The following is an 18,249-nucleotide window of genomic DNA, read 5'->3' on the forward strand; positions in this document are numbered from 1 at the left end:
TTTTATCCTCTCGGGTAGAAGCCGCTTGGCATGGTGGGCAGCACGACGCTGCTTACCGCGTCGAAGCCGCGCATGCCTGTCATCGGCTTGGTGGCTTCGCGGGTTTGATGGATGGTCACAGACTCGCCAAGCACTTTCGAGTCGAGTTGTAGCTTTGTGTGAACTTGGACTGTCGTGCTCTGCTTCGGAGGCACCGGAACGGAGTGCCCGCGGCCTTCATTCGAGTAGCTGGCTTCTTTTCGATTCCACCTGTCTGCAAAGTCTAATCTGTTGAGCTTGGCGACGCCCGGCAGGAAAGCGTTGACCATGTCGATCAGGTTATTGAACGCCCATTGCCATTGATCCAGGAAGAAGCCGATAAAGCTCTTAAACCCTGATGTCAGTGCGGCCCATGCTGTTTTTGCAACGTTGCAAATACCGTCCCAAATCCCGGTGATATAAGGCCCAATAAATCCCCAAATCTCTTTAGCTTTCGCCTTGACAAAGTCCCAATTGCGATAGACCCAGACTGCCGCGGTGACGATCATCAAAATCCATCCGATGACTGGTATTGCGCGCAATCCAATCATGATAAGGTTTCCTATGAAGCCGATACCTTTCATGATGGCTCCTGTGACGCCTCCTCCACCAGATAGCACCGTGAATAGCAAGGCGAATCCTCGCCCGGCACCAGCAATCAGGTTTATCAGACCACCGCCGATTAGAAAGCCTGAGAAGTATGCCAGTCCTTCAGCAAACCTGCTTACTGACTCTTTGTTTTTGTCTATGTAATCTGATAGTTTAATGATTTTTGGGATGATTAACTCTAGAGCGTCTATTGCAATCGGCAACACTGCAATTCCAAGATTTATCATCAAGGAATTCCATTTTGCCTGCAAATCAGCGAACTTACTGTTGGGGTCTTTCTTGAATACATCAATGGTTTTTGAGACGTCCATCGCATTTTTTGTAAGATTTGCGTCCCGCATCAACTGCATAACTTGCGTTGACATAATAGATGCTTGGTTCGATGCAGTCCTGTTTGATATAAGATCGTTGGTCGCCTTTAGAATTCCTGCCTCGCTTGTTATGCCTTTCTTTGCCAATGCAGGAATAAAAGTTGTTCTGATCCATGTCGCTGGATCAGACTGAAGCAGGTCGGCATTTTTTACATCGCGCATCACAAGTGACTTTAATGCCTTACCGCCAACGGTGGCGTGTTTTTCCATAGCCAGGTGACCAAGACCAAATTCTTGCAACATGGCCATGGTTTTTTTCGGCGTGCGCCCGGCTACTAGGTTCTGGTACATAGACATCAAAGCTGTACCAGCTTTGGCCCCTCCCTGTTCTTGCAACAGCAGAGCCATGTTCAGAATGCCTTGATCTGAAAGCCCACGGAAGGCTGTTCCGCCCATTTGCGAGAACTGCTCCAGATCCCTAAATTTGATGAATCCACCAGATCCAGTCACCATCCTCTGCGCGAGGTTTAGGTTTCTCATGAACGTTTCTTCATCATGAGTGCCGCCGCGACGGTCAATGAACTTCATCAGTGCCCTAGTTGATCCCTCATCTATGTGACCAACCTTGCCGGCAAAAATGGCACTGTTTGCTGCGTTGAGTGATGCAATAGTAGGGACTAGCCGCTGTGCAATGTCGAAGCTACCAAAAAGTCCGACAGACTCAGACAGAGACTCCATCAGGTCTTTAGATGATACGCCGAGCACATTGGCGCTTCTGGCGAAGTGATCCGCCTGCTTGTTGATGCTCTCGCCAAGGTTCATCGTCTTGAACTTGGTAAAGGCCAGTTCATAGGACTTTGCGGCATCAATCGGCGCCTTGAACATATGCGCGATAGCCAGCCCGCCTGCAAGCATTGCCCCGCCAAGAGCCAGTTGCTTTCCTATGGATGCCATCCGGTCTTCTAGTTGCTTGGCGTCTTGACCGGCGCCTTGCAGGTGCTTTGAAAGCGCCATGACGCCGGCTGCCGCGTTACCTACCAGGCTGAGTTTGATCGCAACCGAGTATGCTGAGAATGCGTCGGACATATGCTATTATCCAGTGGTCATGTTTGTTGGCAGGGGATGCCATGCGACGATCACGAATTATTGATGCAGATTTTTATGTTGTTAGCAGCATTAATCGCAAGGATGGTGTCGCTCGTAGAATTTCGCGGGCATGGAATTGGCTTTGTGCATTCGCTTTTGCTGCTTTCGCCGTATTTATTTGCGGCTACTTGATTTATTTCATCGTTCATTTTTTGGTGTGGAGTTATTTATGAGCGACGTGCTATTTGCATCTGGTCTTTTCTGCATGGCTTTGTTTGTTTTTGCTGCATTTAAGCCAGAGCTTCTAAAAGACAAAAATGGTGTTGTACTCAGCAGAAAAATTACACTACCTTCTCTATTTATAGCCTTTGTTGTTTTGTCTTCGATTGCTGCCAACCTAGAGGTTTCAAAATCGCCGCCAGCACAGGAAAACACTCAAAAAGTTGATGTTGTCGCCAAGGTTGAGGCCAGCACCACCCAGGCAGCGACCATAGAAACTAAGGAAGTGTTAAAGATCAAACCAGAGCAAATCGTCACATTCCCCAACTCATCCATGGCTTGCTTGGATAAAGATGATCTATTTGATGTAATGTCTAACTTCATGAAAGGAGAGGTAACAAAAGGAAATAGCAAATTTATTAGCAATGACAACCCAAACGCCAGATGCATAATGCTTGACACGAAAATGAAATTCAAAGTGCTGTCTGTTGAGTACAAAACTGAAGAAGTAGGACTTCTGGAGATTGTTGGTGCAAAGTCTAAATCGTCTACTGGTGCTTGGACTCTGTCAATGACGGCCGAACCGGTAAACTGAGAACCACGCCGGAGCGTGGTTGTCTATTTCTATATTGTCAAATTGCAGCGAGTATTATTTCACTGACCTTTTTCGCGACCGATTCCTTTTTTGAGTCGCCGCCAATGAATTCGTTTTCTTTTATGATCCGAGAGATAGAACTAAGCGAGTAGCTGTAACTATCTGGCGTCAAACGCTTGGCAGTATCAATCAGTTGATGCGCAATCGCCTCTGCTTTTTCAGGATCTGAAAGTGCTAGGCACAGATCATCAAACAAAGAACTTATTGCAGGGTGGAAAAGCATGGCATACCCTAGTAAATAAACGATATACGAAATTAAAATTCACGCATTCGTCATTGCGTGCTAGTTGGCATCAATTGCAAGCTTTTATCATGTAAGCCATGCTTTCAGTCATTAATTCCCATCATACCCAAGTCCAGGCACGATGTTTTGGCCGCCTACCAGTCCAGATACTGCGGCGCGGCCAATCGTCCGCAGGATGAACTCCTTGTTGCGGAAGAGGGCAGGACCGAATACCGGGCGTGGCGGGATTTTGTTGGTCCCGAACTCGTGGTAGACCATCTTCTTGTCTTTGGCGCCGATGACTGCCTCGTGTCCGCGGACAACGTGTTCGATGGAATCGCGCATGTCGCCAGAGGCGAGAAGTGGGGAGTCCGCTGGATAACCTTTCTGAGCCTTCTGCTGTTCCGTCGAGTCGGCCAGCGGATCCCAGGCAGGGAAGGGACCAACGGCGGCTTGGTAAGTACCAATCTCCGCCTTGGCCGTCTCCTCGATGCGCTTGGCGCACTTCTCCAAGCCTTCATGCATGTGCTGATGGTGGGCGGCTGAGACGGCCGCCAGATGAAGTGCCAGCTCGCCCAGGCTACTAAACTCCATCTTTCTTCTCCTTGAACCGCATCGCTTCCCAGTCGAACTCATTTCCTTCGAACTCGGAAAACTTGATGCTCATGGCCATGCGCTCATGTTCCATCAATACGCCCACTTCAAACACGCGGTCGAATGGAACCCCGTTCTTCACCAGCCAGCAGCGGTTAGCGAAGTCGGGGTTCTGCGCTAGTTTTTTGCGGCGTTCCGTGTTGCGTCTTTTTCTTGTTCTTCGGCCGCCTCTTTCGCGGCATTGTACTTTTCAACCAGCCACTCGCCGATGGCGGCGATGCCTTCGTTGCCCAGCAGAGTCAGACGAGTTTCGATCTGATCCAGGTTTTTCGGCAGACCAAACGGCTCGTCGTCGACGAAGGCCACCATTGCGGCCGGCAGCGCGAAGCCGTTCATGTAGGCTGAGTTCGAGCTGACTTCGCCGCCTACGGCCATCACCAGGCGCGATTGCTGCAGCGGGTCGAGCTGACGCAGTTGGATGACCCGCCCCAGGCTGTCTGTGACGGATTCGAATTTTGGTTTCTGCTTCTGAACAACATCGGTGTTGGCGTCTTCTTCGGAGCGCACGGTAACTTTTGCCATGGTTTATATCCTCTCGTCTTGAGTCGTCAGTAGGCGCGGCGGTGGGGTGACGAAATCCCACACCCTGCCGGGCTGCCGCGCCAAAGGGTTTACACTTTCAGGCGCCGTTGGGCGGTAAAGCTGACCTGCATGCGGACGGTCTTGCCGCCCTCACGCTTGCCGGCGCTCTCCAGCTTCAATTGCACCTTGGTAAAGCGGTAGGTGGTGCGGCTGCCGTTGTTCTCCAACGTGGTGTCGGTGATGGTGGCCGCGGAGGGGAGTTGAGGGGCGCCGTTGTAGTAGTCCGATTCCCATCGGGCCCAGAAGTCTTCCAGGGTGGAGTCAGTGCGCTCCACCTCGAAAGTCCCTGACCAGCCCTTGGGAATCAGCATCTCGTCGGTTTGCCCATTAAGGGCGGTGACTTCAACGCTGTTTGTTTTCGGCTTGGCCTCGAAGTTGATGATCTTCGCCAGATTGATCGGTCCCCCGTACGGGTCCACGATATCGACGCTCGTGTCATTGCCGACTGTGTAGCCATTGATTGGCATGATGAGTCCTTACGCGCGGGGGTTATTGGAAACGACGACGCTGACGCTCTGTCCTGCTTCCAGGTTGATCAGGAAGTAGCGCACCACGGATAGGTACTTGACCTGCACGTCGGCTTGCATGTAACCAAGCGCAACGCGGCTGTCTGGGTTGTTTGCGGCATCCAGCTGAACCGAGAAAGACTTCCCGCCATTTGGGTTGCCGATCATTCCCTGATCCTCAAGGTTCTGTAGGAACGTCTCGATGGTGTTCTTGGTTGTTCTGCGAAGGTCGATGGTCTGCAACTGACCGACAACAAAACCGAATGAAGCGGCCAACGTCAGCGAGATGAAGTTGGTCATCCGCGTGTAGTTGTCGCCGTTGACGGTCGGGTTGCTGGAACAGTTCAGGCCGGAGCGATGGCCGTAGTAATTGCCGCCGGGGCAGGGATTGGTGATGACATCCAGCCGTGCGGAGTTGATTGCGCCGATCTCGGCCAGGCTGTACGGCTGCTGAGCCAGCGTGCGCTGTGTCGCCACGGCGGCGAGCAATTGCTTGTTCAGCGGCGATTGGTGCGGCGCCAGCGATGCAATCTTGGCTGCCGAGAAGGTCGCCGGCGCCATCATGCGTTGCTTCTGGTTGGGCTGGTCTTGCCAGTACACCCAGTCCCCAACCATCACTTTCAGTGCGTAGCTGTCAGAACCCGCTGTGTTAAGCGCGGTGGATACGGTGGTATACGAAGCGCCGGCGGCGCCTTGAGTGACCATGTAGCAACCTTCGGACAGCCCGAACGTGGTCATCGTCGGCCACTGCGTCGAGTCGGTCAGGTCGATCAGGTTGGCTACTTGTGCTCCGGTACCGCGCAGGGCGTACATGCCCTTGCGGTTGGGTCCGGTGGATCCGTCCTGACCAATAAGCGTCGCATCGGTGATGGTGGTTGTGCCGTCGGTCCCGCCGGTAAACGTTGCCGTTTGCGAAGCCGGCGGCGCGGCGCTGGAGCTGCCGATGGTGGCGATGACCAGTTGCGACGGTCCGCGCAGGCCGCTTTGGCCGTTGTTGACCGCGCTGACAATGGCTTGCCACAGGGCGGCGCCGGAGCCGGTGAGGTTGTCGAATACCTCCGGCTGCACGCCAGGCAACGTCACGGTCAGCTTGAAGCTGTTGACTGCAGTTCCTGCGCCCAGGACGGCGCTCAAAGAGTTGCCGAGGGATCCGGTGTAGTAGGCCGTCAGCGTGACGCCCGTAGCCGGAGTGCCGGCAGAGTCGACCAAAGTCGCCGTTGCCGCGGCGTCGGTGCCGTCTGTCACGCGCACTGCGCGGATGTTCGACGCACCAAGTTGGATCGAGATTGCGACTGCACTGGCCAGGTCATACTTGCGTACTTGCTGGGTGCCAAGCTTCAGCCGAGCATCATCGGGAGAGCCGATCAGCATCGGGCTGTTTACCGCGCCCCACGACGCCACGCCCACCAGTCCGAGAATGTCGGTTGCCACGCCGTTGATGTAGCGTGTCTTGGGCGGCACGATCTGGATGTACAGATCCGGGGCTTGAAGCGCCGCCGTGTTCAAATTGCCTGCCGGGTAGATGGGCATGGCTTCCTCCAATAAAAAAACCCGCCGAGTGGCGGGTTCTTGGTTTCTTGCTGGGTGTTAGCCGGCGGATGGTTGGCGCTTCAGGACGTAGGCTGCGGTTTCTCCGTTCAGGATCTCCGCAATCTTGGCCGCGTCTTTGATCACGTCGCCGATATCGAAATCGGCAAAGGCGTGCTTGACCACCAGCTCAAATGCCGGCGAATCTTTCTTGTCTGCCATGGCAGCCCTCAAAGGTTTTTGGTGAGAATGGTCTGGCCGCTTAGTTCGCTGACGACGCCAAGAACGGGCGCCACAACTTCAGTAGCTTGCTGAACACGCGTTGTTGCGAAATCGACGGTGTAGACGATGTCGCGCCGGTAGAGTCCGGCTTTTTGCGTTTGGTCGGTCTGGTTGCTGTGTGAATACCGCATGAAGCCGATCGATCCGTCCGAAAACGCCAGGTTGTACACGTCGGCGAGTGCGGTATCAATGAACTTGGCCACGGCGTCGCGGGCGGCTGGAGTAGGGGCCCACACCGATAATTGGAACTGCTTTTCTTGACGCCTGATCTCTCGCGCAATCTGGCCAAAGCCGCCAACGCGGGCGATGATGGCGTGCGCTCCGGTGATGGTCACCACGGGTCCACTGCTTGTGCTGTTCGGTATCATGGCCGAGAGCGCTGCTGCGATTCCGTTGATGGTGTCTGAAGGCTGGACGGTGTAGATGTAGTCCTGGCCGTCAACTTGAATCAGTACGTTTTGTGCGCTGGCTGTGCCTGCTATTGTCACCGCGTTTCCTGATACGGTCGCGGTGATCGTGTGCGCCGGCGCCTGTATCTGTCGCCAGCCTTCGCTGATGTGTCGAGTCGTGTTGCGCTCAGTGGCTAGTGGGTAGATGCTCAGATGCACCTTTCCAGCAAGCAAGTCAGCGTCCAAGACGTTTGGAACTGGCCATCCAGGATAGACTTTCACCGGATAGCCGCTTGGGCTGGGCTGCGCGGTGCCGGACGGATACAGCACCGCCGCGGACATGGCCGCCAATTGCGTAATAACGTCGGATTGGTCTGCCATGGTCACACCTGAGATTGCATTGCTGTGAGGCGCCAACCTAGGTCGGTGAGCTCAGCGCTTGAGATAACGTACCGGCGATTGAGATCGTCTGTAATGATGTCGCTCATGCGTAGAGTAACGCCATGCCACACCGGGACAAGCACGGTCCACCATGGGACTCGCAGGTCGCCGGGCAGCTTCACCTCGTTCATTTCGCCCTTTGTCCACTGCAGCACGCTTGCCGGCCAGCCTGTCATCAACGGCTGCTCTGTAGCGGATGTGTCTCCGCCGTATCCAACCTGACCGACGCCGGAATCCATCGTCGGCCGCAGCACCGTTATCGTGCGATTGCAGTCCACCATGAAGATGGGGAGCAATTGCTGTAGCGCAGCGACGAACAGCGTTCCCTCAATGCCGACGATGTAGTCACCAACTTGCAGCGCGGAGCCATCGGCAACGGCATACCACGTAGATTTGCCGTACATGTTGGGCCGCGAGTATTTCGGGTCGTTTGCGTTCAAGCTGACAGGCAAATCAGCCAATCGGTTGCCGGCGGCAAGCGGATTGCTGGCGCTGGACGGGCGGAAGTGCTGGTATGGCGTGCCGACTTTCTTCGCGGCCTTGGCATAGCCAGCCCACACTTTTGAATTGAGCTTTACGCCGTCCATGGTCAGCCCCTGGTGATGCGTGATCCACCGCTTCCCAGCGATGGACCGGGCGGGATGCCGATGAAGGCGCACATTCTGCGGCGCCACTGGTCAAAAAGAGCCGATTTGTCTTGAACTTCGCTCTTATTGTGGACCCATACGGCAGCGGCCTGGGTGTCGAGGTTATCGACAGACGCCACAATCGCCTGCTCAAGCGTCGCCAAGTTGGTCAAGTACACGTTGATCAGCGTGGATTGCTCGGTCGTGCTGAGGTTGTTCAGCCGCTCGTACAGCGTCTGCCAAACGCCAGGCGATACCCAGCCATAGGCGAAGTCTCTAGCGTTGTCGACTGGGGTGTTGGCCGTGAGCGGATAGCCTGCGTAGCGTCTTACATCCAGTTTTTGCTGATCCGTCAACATGGCCGCTCCGTTATTCTTGTTTCGTCCAGCCGCCGAGCTGGAAGTTGGCTACTTCGTCCGGGTGCACGGTTGCGCTGTGCGGCTCGGGGTAAACATCGGGATTGCGCACCATCTGCACGAACGCCACTTCTTGTGCGCCAACTTCTACACCCACGTCGTCCTGTTTTTGTTTCTGTGCTGCCATGTCTATCTCCAAAAATGGGCGGCCGGAGCCGCCCGGTCTTGTTAGCCAAGCAGCAGAGCGGTGTGCTCAGGCTTGATGTTGGCGCAGCCCCATGCAGCAGCCACCTCGTAACGAACGCGGCGGTATTGCAGATACATGGAGATTTCGAAGGCGATACCGGAAACCGGGTCTTCGATCAGCATGCGGTCTGCGGCCATGTCGCCTTCTTCCGGCAGGGCCGGAGCGCGGGTGGCCAGCACCAGAGCGGTGCGCGCGAACGCAAAGTTGGCGGTGAACGCGCTGTTCACGGTGACGGTTGCGCCGGTATTCACCGCGGCCATCAGGCCAGGCGCAGCGATTACCAGCGAGCCGCCCGACAGAGCAGTGGTCACCACGTACTTGAAGTTGCCGATGGTCAGCACGTCGCCGGCCAGGATGGTGCCGGTGCCGGTCTGTACGTTGATGGTGGTAGCGCCTTTGGCGTGGGAACCGTTGGTCACGTAGCTGGCGCCAGTGCCCGGGGTGTGGTAGGCCACGCCAGCGGATTCACGGAAGTTGAAGCCGTGGATGTTCAGCAGCAGACCTTGTTCACGCAGCGAGGTGGTGCCGGCTTCATTCGCCTTGGTCAACTGAGCCAGCGAGCGCATTTTTGCGCCGGCAGTGGTGTCGATCACACTTTGCAGGTCGGACAGCGGGGCGCCGTTGTCGGACAGGATCTTGCGAACCTGAGCCGGGTCGCTCAGATCGCTGGCGAACGGGGTTGTGCCCGCGGTGCCCCATGCGCGAGAGGCATAGACAGACAGGTTACCCAGATCCACTTCCATTTCGTTGGTCAGGGTACGCATCGCCTGGGCGATCTGGTTCACGCGGATGTTGCGATAGCCAGGGCCGGAGTTCACGCCTTTTTGCTCCTCACCGGTCCAACGGAACGGAACGGCGCGGGCTTTGGTGATGGTCAGTGGGTTGTTCAGTACGGTCTGATCACCGGTATCCGGCGGCAGTTGGCCGGGGGCGATGTCAGCAGCAGACTGCGATGTGGTGATGGGAACGCGGATGGCCTGGTTCAGCGCGGCGCGCTCGGCATTGGCGTCCAGTGTGACGGAGGGGATGAAGCCCACCATTTCACGAGACACAACGTCAAGAGCCTCGTACAGGTCAGGTACGAGGCTAGTCAGGGTGTTAGCCATTTATGGAATATCCAGATGAGTTGAGATGAGATGTGTTCTGGACATCCGTCCAGTTGCGCCGGCCCCATCCGAGGCGTGGCAGGTGGTGAATCAATCGGTCAGCGTTCCGCCGTTTTTGAAGAACTCGGATCGCGCCGATGCGTCCATGCTGTCGAATGCAGCACGGTTGATGGTCTTGCCGCGGGCGCCTTGGCCGCCGCCTTGCGATCCGCCGCCAGAGGAGCCTGTTCCCTTGAGGATGTAGTCGCGGTTCGGGTAGTGATCGACCAGCTGTTCCAGCGCCTCGTCGAACGAAGCAATCTCGCCCGGTCGCGAGCGGGAGAAGATCTTGTTGCCGGTGTGGTCGTAGGCCACGACCTTGTCACCCTCGACTTTGAATGCGTTGCCGAAGACAGCGCGCACCATGTCGGGAGGAGTGATCAGGTTTTCCTTGATGAAGCCTGAGCGCTCGAACTGGCCGCCGATTCGCTCGTTGAACAGGGTGGTTTGCAGGGTGTCGCGCTCTTGCGTGATGCGATTCAGCGTCTCCCCGTGTGCCTTTTCCTGTGCCTGAATGCGCTGCTCGTAGGCTTGAGCGGTTTGCTGCTTGATCTGCTCGACTTGGCCGGCATCCACCAAGCGCTTGTCGTCGATGTTTTTCAGCGTTTCCAGCGCTTTGAGCGCTGCGGCCGGGTCCGCGATGCCTTCGAAATTCTTCAGCGCGGCTTCGGCAGCTTCTTTGGCTTCGCGATGGCTCTTTGCCTCGGCGTTCAGTCGAGAGATGGTTTCCTTGGTGCCGACGGCATCAAACGCGATGTCCTTGCCCTGGTCGTCTACGAAAACCGGCTTGCCGTCTTGAACGTAAGCGAATCCTTGCTCGTTGAGCTTGAGTTTCATTGTGTGAATACCCTGTAATACGCGCTATCCAGCGCAGGCACCGCTTGCCATCCGGCTTGCGGCAAAAAGAAAGCCGCCATGTAGGCGGCTTGGGGACTCCGGGTCAGGCTGTCTGATCCGGCGATGGTGGAGACTTCTTGATCCGTGCTTTTTCGGCCTTCCACGTCAACATGTCGTTGACTAGGCCGCGGCGCTGAACCTCTTCGAACAAGGTTTCATCCGAAATCTTGCCTTCCTGGTTCATGTCCAGCAGGAATTGCAGCGTGGCTTCGGCTTGATTCGCTACGCCGAAGTCGCTGAAAATGTCGATCGAGCCTGAAGTCGGCTGTTTCATCCAGTCTGCCGTGAAGGAAAGCGCCTGGTCGGCGGCGCCCTCTACAGCTTGCACGATGCGTTGAAGTGCGCATGTCTGGGGCTCGTTGTCAGCCCGTGTCTGGGCTATCGTCATGCGGCCTGGCTTGACTACCAGCAGTTCTGCGCCGATCTGGCGCATCTGATCTTCAAGATCCTGGAGCGAGAGCCGTCCGGCCTCGATGGCGTCACCACTATGTTCAATGTACCGAGCATCGGATTTTTCATCGTTGCTTATAAGCGCAGAATGGGCGCCAATAACGATGTCTCCTTCACCAAAACAACGCAGAAACAGAAGCGGAACGCGCGCAACGTGCAGGATGGTTTGTTGGTCAGACTTCGATTGCCAGTGCTCGACATTGAGATAGGCCAGTTCGGCCAGCGGCGGCTTGGACTTGAAGTGCCCCTTGCGCTTGCCGTAGACGGGAACGAATGTAACGACTCCTGGCGTGTTTACGCCTTCTTCGTGCAACACCCATTCCTTTTCACGGGCGTTGGCAACCTGTATTTCGCGGTATGTGCGCCAGCGAGTTGGCTCGATCACTCGAACCTGCTCAATGGAAAGCTGGGAGAACTCGTCTTCTGGGTCTGGCTCGACAACAGACTCAACGAAACGCAACTGGCTGATGACTTGCTTGCCGTTGACGCGTTCAAATCTAACGTCTAGCAGACTATTCAGGTCTATCTTGACCCAGTACGGGCGCAGTCCGGCCTTCTTCTCATCGGCGCGCGACTTGACGCCGCTGGCTTGCGGGTATTCGACAAGGATGCCGCAGAAGCCATCAGATACTGCCGAATGCGTCACTTCATACAGGAAGTTGTGTAGGTTCGTGCCCTGCAGATCAATGTCGCCAAACAGCGCCTCGATGTCTTTCGGCACACCGTCCCAACTGACTGGCTTTGAGAATGGCTTGCCGCTGAGCACGTCGACAGTCCATTCAAATGCAGGGAAGAGGGTGGCGACACTCTTTCGAACCTTGTAATCCTGCTCGGCCTCACTGGGCCACTTTGGAAGGTATAGGGTGCCGGCTTCCCGCATGGCCTCGGTGCCGCCCATCAGGCACTTGATCATGGGGAGGCATTCGGCCATCTCGTCGATGAGTGCCGAGCGCTGTCGAACTGTGTTTTTTTGCGGCATGGCTGGTCCAAAAAGAAACCCGCCAGGTGGCGGTTACAGGCGCAGTGGGCGCTGAGAGGAAACAATCTTGACGATTGGCCACATGCGGACAATCGGGTAGGTGCCGGCGTCGTTAACGTGATCCACGCCGGACTTCTTGTCTGGCTCGCCGTTCTTGTCGTATGCCTGCTGCTCCAAGCCTTCTGTGAACTTGGGGCAATTACGGGTATTGACGCGCAGGCGCCGATTGCCTTCCCCGTTGAGCAGCATGGCGTTGGTGGCCAACACGCGATCCTTGACCGCCGGGTTTTGGCTGCCGACGTTAATCGTGAAGCCCGCTTGCTTAAGAATGCTGATGTCCGACTCGGACGCCGATTTGCTGCTTGTGTTCTGCCCAGAGGCGTCCGGATAGATCGTGATGGCGTGGCCGGCGGCTTTCCAGCGTTCAGCGATGATCTGCGCCATGGCTGGCGTATCGCGCACATCGGTCAGTTCGGCTACAGCGTGCGGATTGCCGTCTCGGATGACGTACACCACAGCGGCCATTTTCAGGACGTTGAAGTCCATGCCGATATGTAGCGCATCGCCAGGCGCTATTTCTTCGTCGGAGTGGTTCAGCTTGCGGTCGAAATTCGGATAAACAGACCCGCTGGTGAGGTTTACGAACTTGCCATCAATGTAAGCGTTGACCAGATTGGCTGGGTATGTGGCCCTTAGAGACGGGATATAGTCTCGTGGCAGGTTCTTGGCGTTGTCTCGGGTTGATGCATGAACGATGCCGTAGAACGCCTGCTGATCCGACCTATCAGCCAGTTCTTTGACGAACTTACGATAAACAAAATTGAAGCCTTCAGGCGTCGTCGTGACGTCAACCGTGTTTTCTTGTCTGGTTGGCCAGACTGTCGACATCCGAGCGATGATCTTTTTCCAAGCGGCGTCGGCTTTATCGATCTTCATGCAGTCGATCTCATCGACAAGGGCGTGGGCAATGTTGAAGCCGACAATGCGGCTAGGATGCTCCATGCTCTTGCAAACGATGACAGAAAGGCATTGCCCTTTCACATTGCGCAGGTACACGCGCTTTTTCGACTCGACGATATCGGCGAATAGCCCGAATGACTCTGCAACACCTGGCAGCGTGTCAAAGAAAATGTCGGTGATCTGCGGGTAGGACGGTGCGAAGTAACCCTGCGGTATGCCAGGATGTTCCAGTGCGTTAATGCACAGTCGCACGCATCCTACATATGTTTTGCCGCTCCGGTATCCGCCAACAAAAGCGCTGAACTTCTTCGGGTGGCTGATAAAGCGATGCTGTGGCCTATTCAGCGTCAGGGAGGCTTGCATCTTCCACCCCTATGATGATTTGTTTTGGCTCTGGCAGGCCTAGGTTGTTCGGGTCTTCCAGATCTTTGGCCGCCTTGGCGATTGCCAGACGTTTCGCCTCAACTTCCAGTTTATGCATTTCATCTATGCGCGCTTTGGACTCTGGCGACTCGTACATGCCAAGGATTTTAGTCACCTGCTCAAGCGCCTTGTCTCGGTCACGCAATAACAACTTCAGCCCGTCCTTGCCTTGATGGACGCCGTTATACAGTTCGCGAGCGGCGCCTTTCAGCCTGCGCGTATCATGGACGTGAATCTTGCCGCGGCCTTCCCCTTGGCACTCTGGACATTCTGGATGCGGTGCGCGGGTTGAGATGAAGCCAAATCCACCTGCGCAAGACGGCGAGTCATCGCCTTTCTCTCTGGCCTCGGACTGGGCTTGCTCGTATTCGGCCTCTGTCCATTGGTACTGATGGTCAATACCCCAGCAATGGCGGCAGCAGTCTCGGCGGTACTCAACCAGGTCATTTGCGTCTGCGGTTGCCAGCTCCCACCACTTCTTGAGAACCTTTTCCGGAGTGATGTTCAGTGAAGCTGCAAGCTCTTTGCGCCTGGCTTTAATGGCATTCTGGATGTCAGCATTTGTCATCAGCCGGGAAGCATTCCTGCGCGCTGCTGCCTCGCTGCATTTGCTGTAAGCCATCAGGTATGCTGATGTGGCATTTAGCTCTGCCTCGCCGAGATACTTCTCGACGAACAGCTTTTGTTTGTCCGTTAGCTCTCGTGCCATAGAGGCTATGCCTCCTCGGCGGGTTTATTGGGAAATAAGCACAGGCGGTTCGCGGGTGAGTTTCCAAGATGGCATGTGGTCATAAGTAAAGTCGACGGTATATGCAACAGCGCCAGATGGCCCCTTGCTCAAATCGACCATTGGCTTTTGCGGGCCAATTCCAGGCGTCACCACTACGGACAGTTCGCGTAGGAGCTTGGCGCATTCGTCCACCGTTCCATCGATAGTGGCCGTTACGCCGTTGTGCATGATGGTCATTTTCATGTCGTCGCCTTTTTCGAAACCCTGATCTCGTCAGGCGCCACCCACTCCTCGCGCCGCATGTTGTCGTGCCAGTAGCGAATGCGGATCTGGAAGCCGTTGACGTCAAACATCACGGCATCGACGCGGGCGCAGATGTCCTGGCCAATCACCTCTACGCGCTGGCCAACGTGGAAGCCTTGGAAGCTTTGGATGTCATTCATCTTGCCCCCCTTAGTCTGAAGGTCACTTGTCTGTCGCAGCCCGCATCGCAGCGATGTGCCGTTCGATAGAGCTGATGGCGTCTTCGAGCTGATGTCGGTTCCATGCGCGGTGGAGGCGCTGGGCGGCTTCGAGAAGGTCTTTCGAGTAGACCATGGCCGCGCGGATTTCCGGAGTTGGCGAAGGGGGTAGGGCGACGCGGCTTTTATGGACCGCCTCGCGCTCTTCATGAAATATGCTGAAAAATCCCATATCTCCCCCAAGTGGTATTATCCAAAACCGGTTTTTGCGGGTATAGCCCCGGTATTTTTCGCACTTAAGCCTGATTTTCTAATACCACTTGCTCAAGAAATGGCCAGACTATACAGGCGAACATCAGCCAAATCCGCAATGGCCGCAGCGATCCGACGCTTGACAACCTCTGCGCGGGTGTCGCTCACCTGGCTGCCGTAGTCGTTCAGGATGTTTTCGATCTGTCGCGCCATCTCATCAGGGCAGAATTGGACACAAGCTTTCAGGCCGACGATGTTGCCGGCGCGGATGGTGATTGCTTCGCTCAAGCTGCCACTCCCGTAGAGATCAGGTTTTGAGAAATCATGGTCTGGAAAGCGCCAACGCTGAATTCCGTTTTATAGAAGTCACCGAAGTAGCGGATCTTCACAGTCCGTGCGTCGCGGTTGTGATGGATGAACCATGCGTACTTGCCGGATGGCATGAGCAGGATCTGATAAGGCCGAAACGGTATCGCTTCGAACCGAACTTTTGCGTGTACCAGTTTCATAGTGGCCTCGTTGAATGGGTGCGGTTTTGCAGCCTCGGCTGCGGGAGAGCCGCTTCCCCGGGTTTGCAGCGATAGCCGATACTTGTGATTTACGGTGTCGTCGGCGGTCGTGCTGCGTGGGATGCCAGGATTTGAAGGAGCAGGGCGCTCACCTGGCTGACCGTGGGGGACGGTCTTTAAACTCTTGATTGAATTTCTCGACTCGGCGCTGTAGCTCTTTCTTGCCAGCGTTGGAGTGAACGTCAAAATAGACAGTCGGCCGGCGTCCTCGCGAGGTGTTTACCCAACGGATTTTCAGATAGCCAGCTTCAAGGCCAGGCTTGACCATCTTGGCCAACCTTTGCACCTCAGGATCGCTATATGGTCCAACAGGTAGCGCAGCTCATAAGCCGCACGCAGCAGCGCATTCCAGAGACGACGAAAAATAGCCATCTTGCTTCTGCTCCTGGTAGGTTTTCTGCTTGAAGTACTTCCGCGGGTTGCCGCACATCCAGCACGAGCATGGAGTGGGGGTGTTCACGACTTTGCTTGATTCTTGTGGACTCAGTTGTCGACCGAAGTGGCGACGGCGCTTCTTAACCAGGCGCTCGACGTGGTGCCGGCGCAAGGCGCGGGCCATGGGCTTGTTCATACGCTTCTCCCGGCCGCCAGTTGCGCGAATGCGCTTTGCTGCTGACGGCCTATCGTATGATCTGTGCCATGGTAATTCCTTTGGTGCTGGATGCAGGGATCGAACCCGCGGCCCGCTGTTTACAAAACAGCCGCTCTACCTACTGAGCTAATCCAGCGTGGAGCGGGCGACGAGAATTGAACTCGCGACAGTTTGCTTGGAAGGCAAATGCTCTACCGGCTGAGCTACGCCCGCAAAGTGGCGGAAGATAACTGAGTCGAACAGTCGGCGGTGCCGCCGGCCAGGCTTTCAAAACCTGTTTGCCTCCGTGGCGCTATCTTCCAAATGCAAAAAGCCCCACGTCGTAACGTAGGGCTTGTATTGGTGCCGGTGCTTTCCCGGCTGTCAGCGTATGTTGGTTATCGGGCCGTTATCGCCCGGTGGCAGAATCACGCTACTGCGCCTTAAAATCCCTTGCGCTCCAGAATATCCAGCCACGCACCGCGGAGCAGACAGTTGATGTGAACGCCTTCATGCTCGGCCAGCTTCTTCAGACGCTCTGCCATGGCGATGTCGATACGGATATTCATGACGGTCAGGCCCAAGGCGGCGTCTATCTTTGCCTCATGCTCTTTGGTGGCGATCTGGTAGTGTTCGTTCTTGACTTCATCTGGGATGAAGCACCCATCAAGCGGCACTTGCGGGGACTTGATCAAGTCAGAACTTGCACCAGCTATTGGCTCACCAAGATCAGCCAACTGTTTTCGCTCTTCAGGAGTAAGGGTCCGGATCCGGCTAAACACATGGTCCGCAGCTTCTCGCACGGAGTCGATGCGTTGCGTGTCTGTGAGGCTCTTAGCCATGCTTCCTCCGTGCTTGATGGTTGTTGGTGGCCTCGAATGGCACGAGCCTGAGGTTCCCATAATCCGCAGTGTGGCCACACCGCGATAGGGCTGATGCGTATTATCGCTCCGCATAATAGCTGAGCAGAGCATCATCTTGCTTCCACCAACACGGCTGTAAGCTGAAGCGGATTCAGGGCGCTATCAACTAGCCCACGGCCGCCACCCGGCCTTTTACAGCTCACATACGTGTTGGCCCTGGCTTTCCACCAGGTTGGCTTATATGTCGCCCACTGGGTAGCTGTTCCAGTTCAGGCCTATCTCCGCCGTACTGCCGAGGGGCTCGGTTTCCACGGAGCATGATGGTTGTTGGTGGCCGGAGGTGATCCCGGCGATGGCATTTCTATTCTACGGGTAGCAGCTTACCTGACTTCCCCCTTACCAGGGTTCCCACGGCCTTTCGGCTCACCGAGTCGTATCCATCTTGTAGTCTCAGCGCTCACCAATGCGCATTCACCAACATCGCAGCGGGCCGGATCTGCCCCGGCCATCCGCTACACATCACTTTATATCGGCGCCGATAATCCATGATGCTGGATATGTTCCCAGCGAGGTGCTTACCTAAACCCACCGTCGCCGCTGTGATGTTGGTACAAACCGTCCGGGCGCAACAAAGCTGCCATTCGGCAGCTTAATTACTCTCCGGTGAGGAGGTGACAGTTTGTACCTGCATAATACACGACTCAAATGCGCAGTTCAAGCATTTTTTGCCTTTTTCACGCGGTTCCAAGTCATTTGTATCAGTTTTGATACGGTGTTTTCGTATTCTGCGACGTTTATGCCAAGCTGACGGCATAGAACTTTCGGGCTGCTGGGCTGCCACTCGCCGGCCGCGTTCCGATATCCGCGGAAGTGGGCCAAAAGGATGGTCACATCACGCTGAGGAAAGCCGGCGATCACTGAGTTACCCACGAGCCGGCCATGGATAGCGCGTTCCACCAGCAGCGCGGCGCGCTCGTCGATCATGCTGCCACTGGATTTGGTGTAGCGACACAGGTCACAGGGGTTGGTCTTTTCAAAGCAGATCTCGCAACGGTTTGAACGATAGTTGCGGCCCTCGATGCCTGAGCGGCGGCTTGCCAGCCCGGTGCCGGAACGCTGCCAACGTCCCCAGTTCTCCATCATTTCGTGAGCCTCTACCGGCACCTTCAGCATTGCCAGGGCACGGAGTACACCCAGATCGATCATTGCGCTCATACA

General features: G+C 55.8%; 25 protein-coding genes and 3 tRNA genes. 1 reads left to right on the top strand and 27 read right to left on the bottom strand.

Going from position 1 to position 18,249, the window contains the following annotated elements; genetic code table 11:
* Positions 1-2: 2 nt before the first annotated feature.
* Positions 3-2,024, bottom strand: coding sequence for a phage tail tape measure protein (locus GYH29_RS04845; protein WP_161523248.1), 2,022 nt, complete (start codon positions 2,022-2,024; stop codon positions 3-5).
* Positions 2,025-2,253: 229 nt separating this feature from the next.
* Here GYH29_RS04845 and GYH29_RS04850 point away from each other — a divergent pair, with 229 nt between their 5' ends.
* Entirely contained in the window at positions 2,254-2,838 is a 585-nt protein-coding gene (locus GYH29_RS04850) for a hypothetical protein (protein ID WP_161523249.1), read from the top strand.
* Positions 2,839-2,875: 37 nt separating this feature from the next.
* Here GYH29_RS04850 and GYH29_RS04855 read toward each other — a convergent pair whose 3' ends face one another.
* The 26 genes from GYH29_RS04855 to GYH29_RS04970 all read right to left on the bottom strand — a co-directional run bounded on the left by GYH29_RS04855 (position 2,876) and on the right by GYH29_RS04970 (position 18,246).
* The gene (locus tag GYH29_RS04855) at positions 2,876-3,121 is read right to left on the bottom strand and encodes a hypothetical protein (RefSeq protein WP_161523250.1); all 246 of its coding nucleotides are present in this window, start codon (positions 3,119-3,121) and stop codon (positions 2,876-2,878) included.
* Positions 3,122-3,232: 111 nt separating this feature from the next.
* Positions 3,233-3,715, bottom strand: coding sequence for a phage virion morphogenesis protein (locus GYH29_RS04860; protein ID WP_161523251.1), 483 nt, complete (start codon positions 3,713-3,715; stop codon positions 3,233-3,235).
* 177 nt (positions 3,716-3,892) lie between these two features.
* The gene (locus tag GYH29_RS04865; RefSeq protein WP_161523252.1) at positions 3,893-4,297 is read right to left on the bottom strand and encodes a hypothetical protein; all 405 of its coding nucleotides are present in this window, start codon (positions 4,295-4,297) and stop codon (positions 3,893-3,895) included.
* 89 nt (positions 4,298-4,386) lie between these two features.
* Complete coding sequence (locus GYH29_RS04870) at positions 4,387-4,824, bottom strand: hypothetical protein (protein WP_161523253.1); 438 nt, start codon at positions 4,822-4,824, stop codon at positions 4,387-4,389.
* Between the two features lie 9 nt (positions 4,825-4,833).
* Positions 4,834-6,393 carry a phage tail protein gene (locus tag GYH29_RS04875; protein ID WP_161523254.1) on the bottom strand — a complete coding sequence of 520 codons (1,560 nt, stop codon included), beginning with the start codon at positions 6,391-6,393 and terminating at the stop codon, positions 4,834-4,836.
* A 57-nt stretch (positions 6,394-6,450) separates the two neighbouring features.
* The gene (locus GYH29_RS24595; protein WP_162897041.1) at positions 6,451-6,612 is read right to left on the bottom strand and encodes a hypothetical protein; all 162 of its coding nucleotides are present in this window, start codon (positions 6,610-6,612) and stop codon (positions 6,451-6,453) included.
* A gap of 8 nt (positions 6,613-6,620) precedes the next feature.
* Positions 6,621-7,442, bottom strand: a complete 822-nt coding sequence (locus GYH29_RS04880; RefSeq protein WP_161523255.1) for a hypothetical protein — start codon at positions 7,440-7,442, stop codon at positions 6,621-6,623.
* A gap of 2 nt (positions 7,443-7,444) precedes the next feature.
* Positions 7,445-8,089, bottom strand: coding sequence for a hypothetical protein (locus GYH29_RS04885; RefSeq protein WP_161523256.1), 645 nt, complete (start codon positions 8,087-8,089; stop codon positions 7,445-7,447).
* Positions 8,090-8,091: 2 nt separating this feature from the next.
* Positions 8,092-8,487, bottom strand: a complete 396-nt coding sequence (locus GYH29_RS04890) for a hypothetical protein (RefSeq protein WP_161523257.1) — start codon at positions 8,485-8,487, stop codon at positions 8,092-8,094.
* A gap of 10 nt (positions 8,488-8,497) precedes the next feature.
* Entirely contained in the window at positions 8,498-8,671 is a 174-nt protein-coding gene (locus GYH29_RS04895) for a hypothetical protein (protein ID WP_161523258.1), read from the bottom strand.
* Positions 8,672-8,712: 41 nt separating this feature from the next.
* Positions 8,713-9,783, bottom strand: a complete 1,071-nt coding sequence (locus tag GYH29_RS04900; protein WP_198001638.1) for a P22 phage major capsid protein family protein — start codon at positions 9,781-9,783, stop codon at positions 8,713-8,715.
* A 144-nt stretch (positions 9,784-9,927) separates the two neighbouring features.
* On the bottom strand, positions 9,928-10,713 hold the full coding sequence (locus GYH29_RS04905; RefSeq protein ID WP_161523260.1) for a DUF6651 domain-containing protein: 786 nt from the start codon (positions 10,711-10,713) through the stop codon (positions 9,928-9,930).
* Positions 10,714-10,816: 103 nt separating this feature from the next.
* Positions 10,817-12,202 carry a DUF4055 domain-containing protein gene (locus GYH29_RS04910; protein ID WP_198001639.1) on the bottom strand — a complete coding sequence of 462 codons (1,386 nt, stop codon included), beginning with the start codon at positions 12,200-12,202 and terminating at the stop codon, positions 10,817-10,819.
* A 33-nt stretch (positions 12,203-12,235) separates the two neighbouring features.
* Positions 12,236-13,525, bottom strand: coding sequence for a terminase large subunit domain-containing protein (locus tag GYH29_RS04915; RefSeq protein ID WP_161523261.1), 1,290 nt, complete (start codon positions 13,523-13,525; stop codon positions 12,236-12,238).
* Complete coding sequence (locus tag GYH29_RS04920; RefSeq protein WP_161523262.1) at positions 13,500-14,294, bottom strand: terminase small subunit; 795 nt, start codon at positions 14,292-14,294, stop codon at positions 13,500-13,502. The genes GYH29_RS04915 and GYH29_RS04920 overlap by 26 nt, the downstream gene beginning before the upstream one ends.
* A gap of 24 nt (positions 14,295-14,318) precedes the next feature.
* Entirely contained in the window at positions 14,319-14,558 is a 240-nt protein-coding gene (locus tag GYH29_RS04925; RefSeq protein WP_161523263.1) for a hypothetical protein, read from the bottom strand.
* Positions 14,555-14,758, bottom strand: a complete 204-nt coding sequence (locus GYH29_RS04930) for a hypothetical protein (RefSeq protein WP_161523264.1) — start codon at positions 14,756-14,758, stop codon at positions 14,555-14,557. Before GYH29_RS04930 ends, GYH29_RS04925 begins: the two co-directional genes overlap by 4 nt.
* 22 nt (positions 14,759-14,780) lie before the next feature.
* Positions 14,781-15,008 (bottom strand): hypothetical protein, encoded by a 228-nt coding sequence (locus GYH29_RS04935; protein WP_161523265.1) that lies wholly within the window; start codon positions 15,006-15,008, stop codon positions 14,781-14,783.
* Positions 15,009-15,100: 92 nt separating this feature from the next.
* Positions 15,101-15,316 carry a hypothetical protein gene (locus GYH29_RS04940; RefSeq protein WP_161523266.1) on the bottom strand — a complete coding sequence of 72 codons (216 nt, stop codon included), beginning with the start codon at positions 15,314-15,316 and terminating at the stop codon, positions 15,101-15,103.
* Entirely contained in the window at positions 15,313-15,537 is a 225-nt protein-coding gene (locus GYH29_RS04945) for a hypothetical protein (protein ID WP_019104412.1), read from the bottom strand. Before GYH29_RS04945 ends, GYH29_RS04940 begins: the two co-directional genes overlap by 4 nt.
* A 382-nt stretch (positions 15,538-15,919) precedes the next feature.
* On the bottom strand, positions 15,920-16,168 hold the full coding sequence (locus tag GYH29_RS24540) for a hypothetical protein (RefSeq protein ID WP_162533436.1): 249 nt from the start codon (positions 16,166-16,168) through the stop codon (positions 15,920-15,922).
* Positions 16,169-16,249: 81 nt separating this feature from the next.
* Positions 16,250-16,325 (bottom strand) — tRNA-Thr (locus GYH29_RS04950).
* Position 16,326: 1 nt separating this feature from the next.
* Positions 16,327-16,402 (bottom strand) — tRNA-Gly (locus tag GYH29_RS04955).
* A gap of 4 nt (positions 16,403-16,406) precedes the next feature.
* Positions 16,407-16,490 (bottom strand) — tRNA-Ser (locus GYH29_RS04960).
* A 121-nt stretch (positions 16,491-16,611) separates the two neighbouring features.
* Positions 16,612-17,010, bottom strand: a complete 399-nt coding sequence (locus tag GYH29_RS04965) for a hypothetical protein (RefSeq protein WP_161523267.1) — start codon at positions 17,008-17,010, stop codon at positions 16,612-16,614.
* 735 nt (positions 17,011-17,745) lie between these two features.
* Positions 17,746-18,246: a hypothetical protein gene (locus tag GYH29_RS04970; RefSeq protein ID WP_161523268.1), complete on the bottom strand. Its 501-nt coding sequence runs from the start codon at positions 18,244-18,246 to the stop codon at positions 17,746-17,748.
* Positions 18,247-18,249: the final 3 nt, after the last annotated feature.

The sequence above is a fragment of the Chromobacterium haemolyticum genome (genome assembly GCF_009936155.1).
GTDB classification, from domain to species: domain Bacteria; phylum Pseudomonadota; class Gammaproteobacteria; order Burkholderiales; family Chromobacteriaceae; genus Chromobacterium; species Chromobacterium haemolyticum.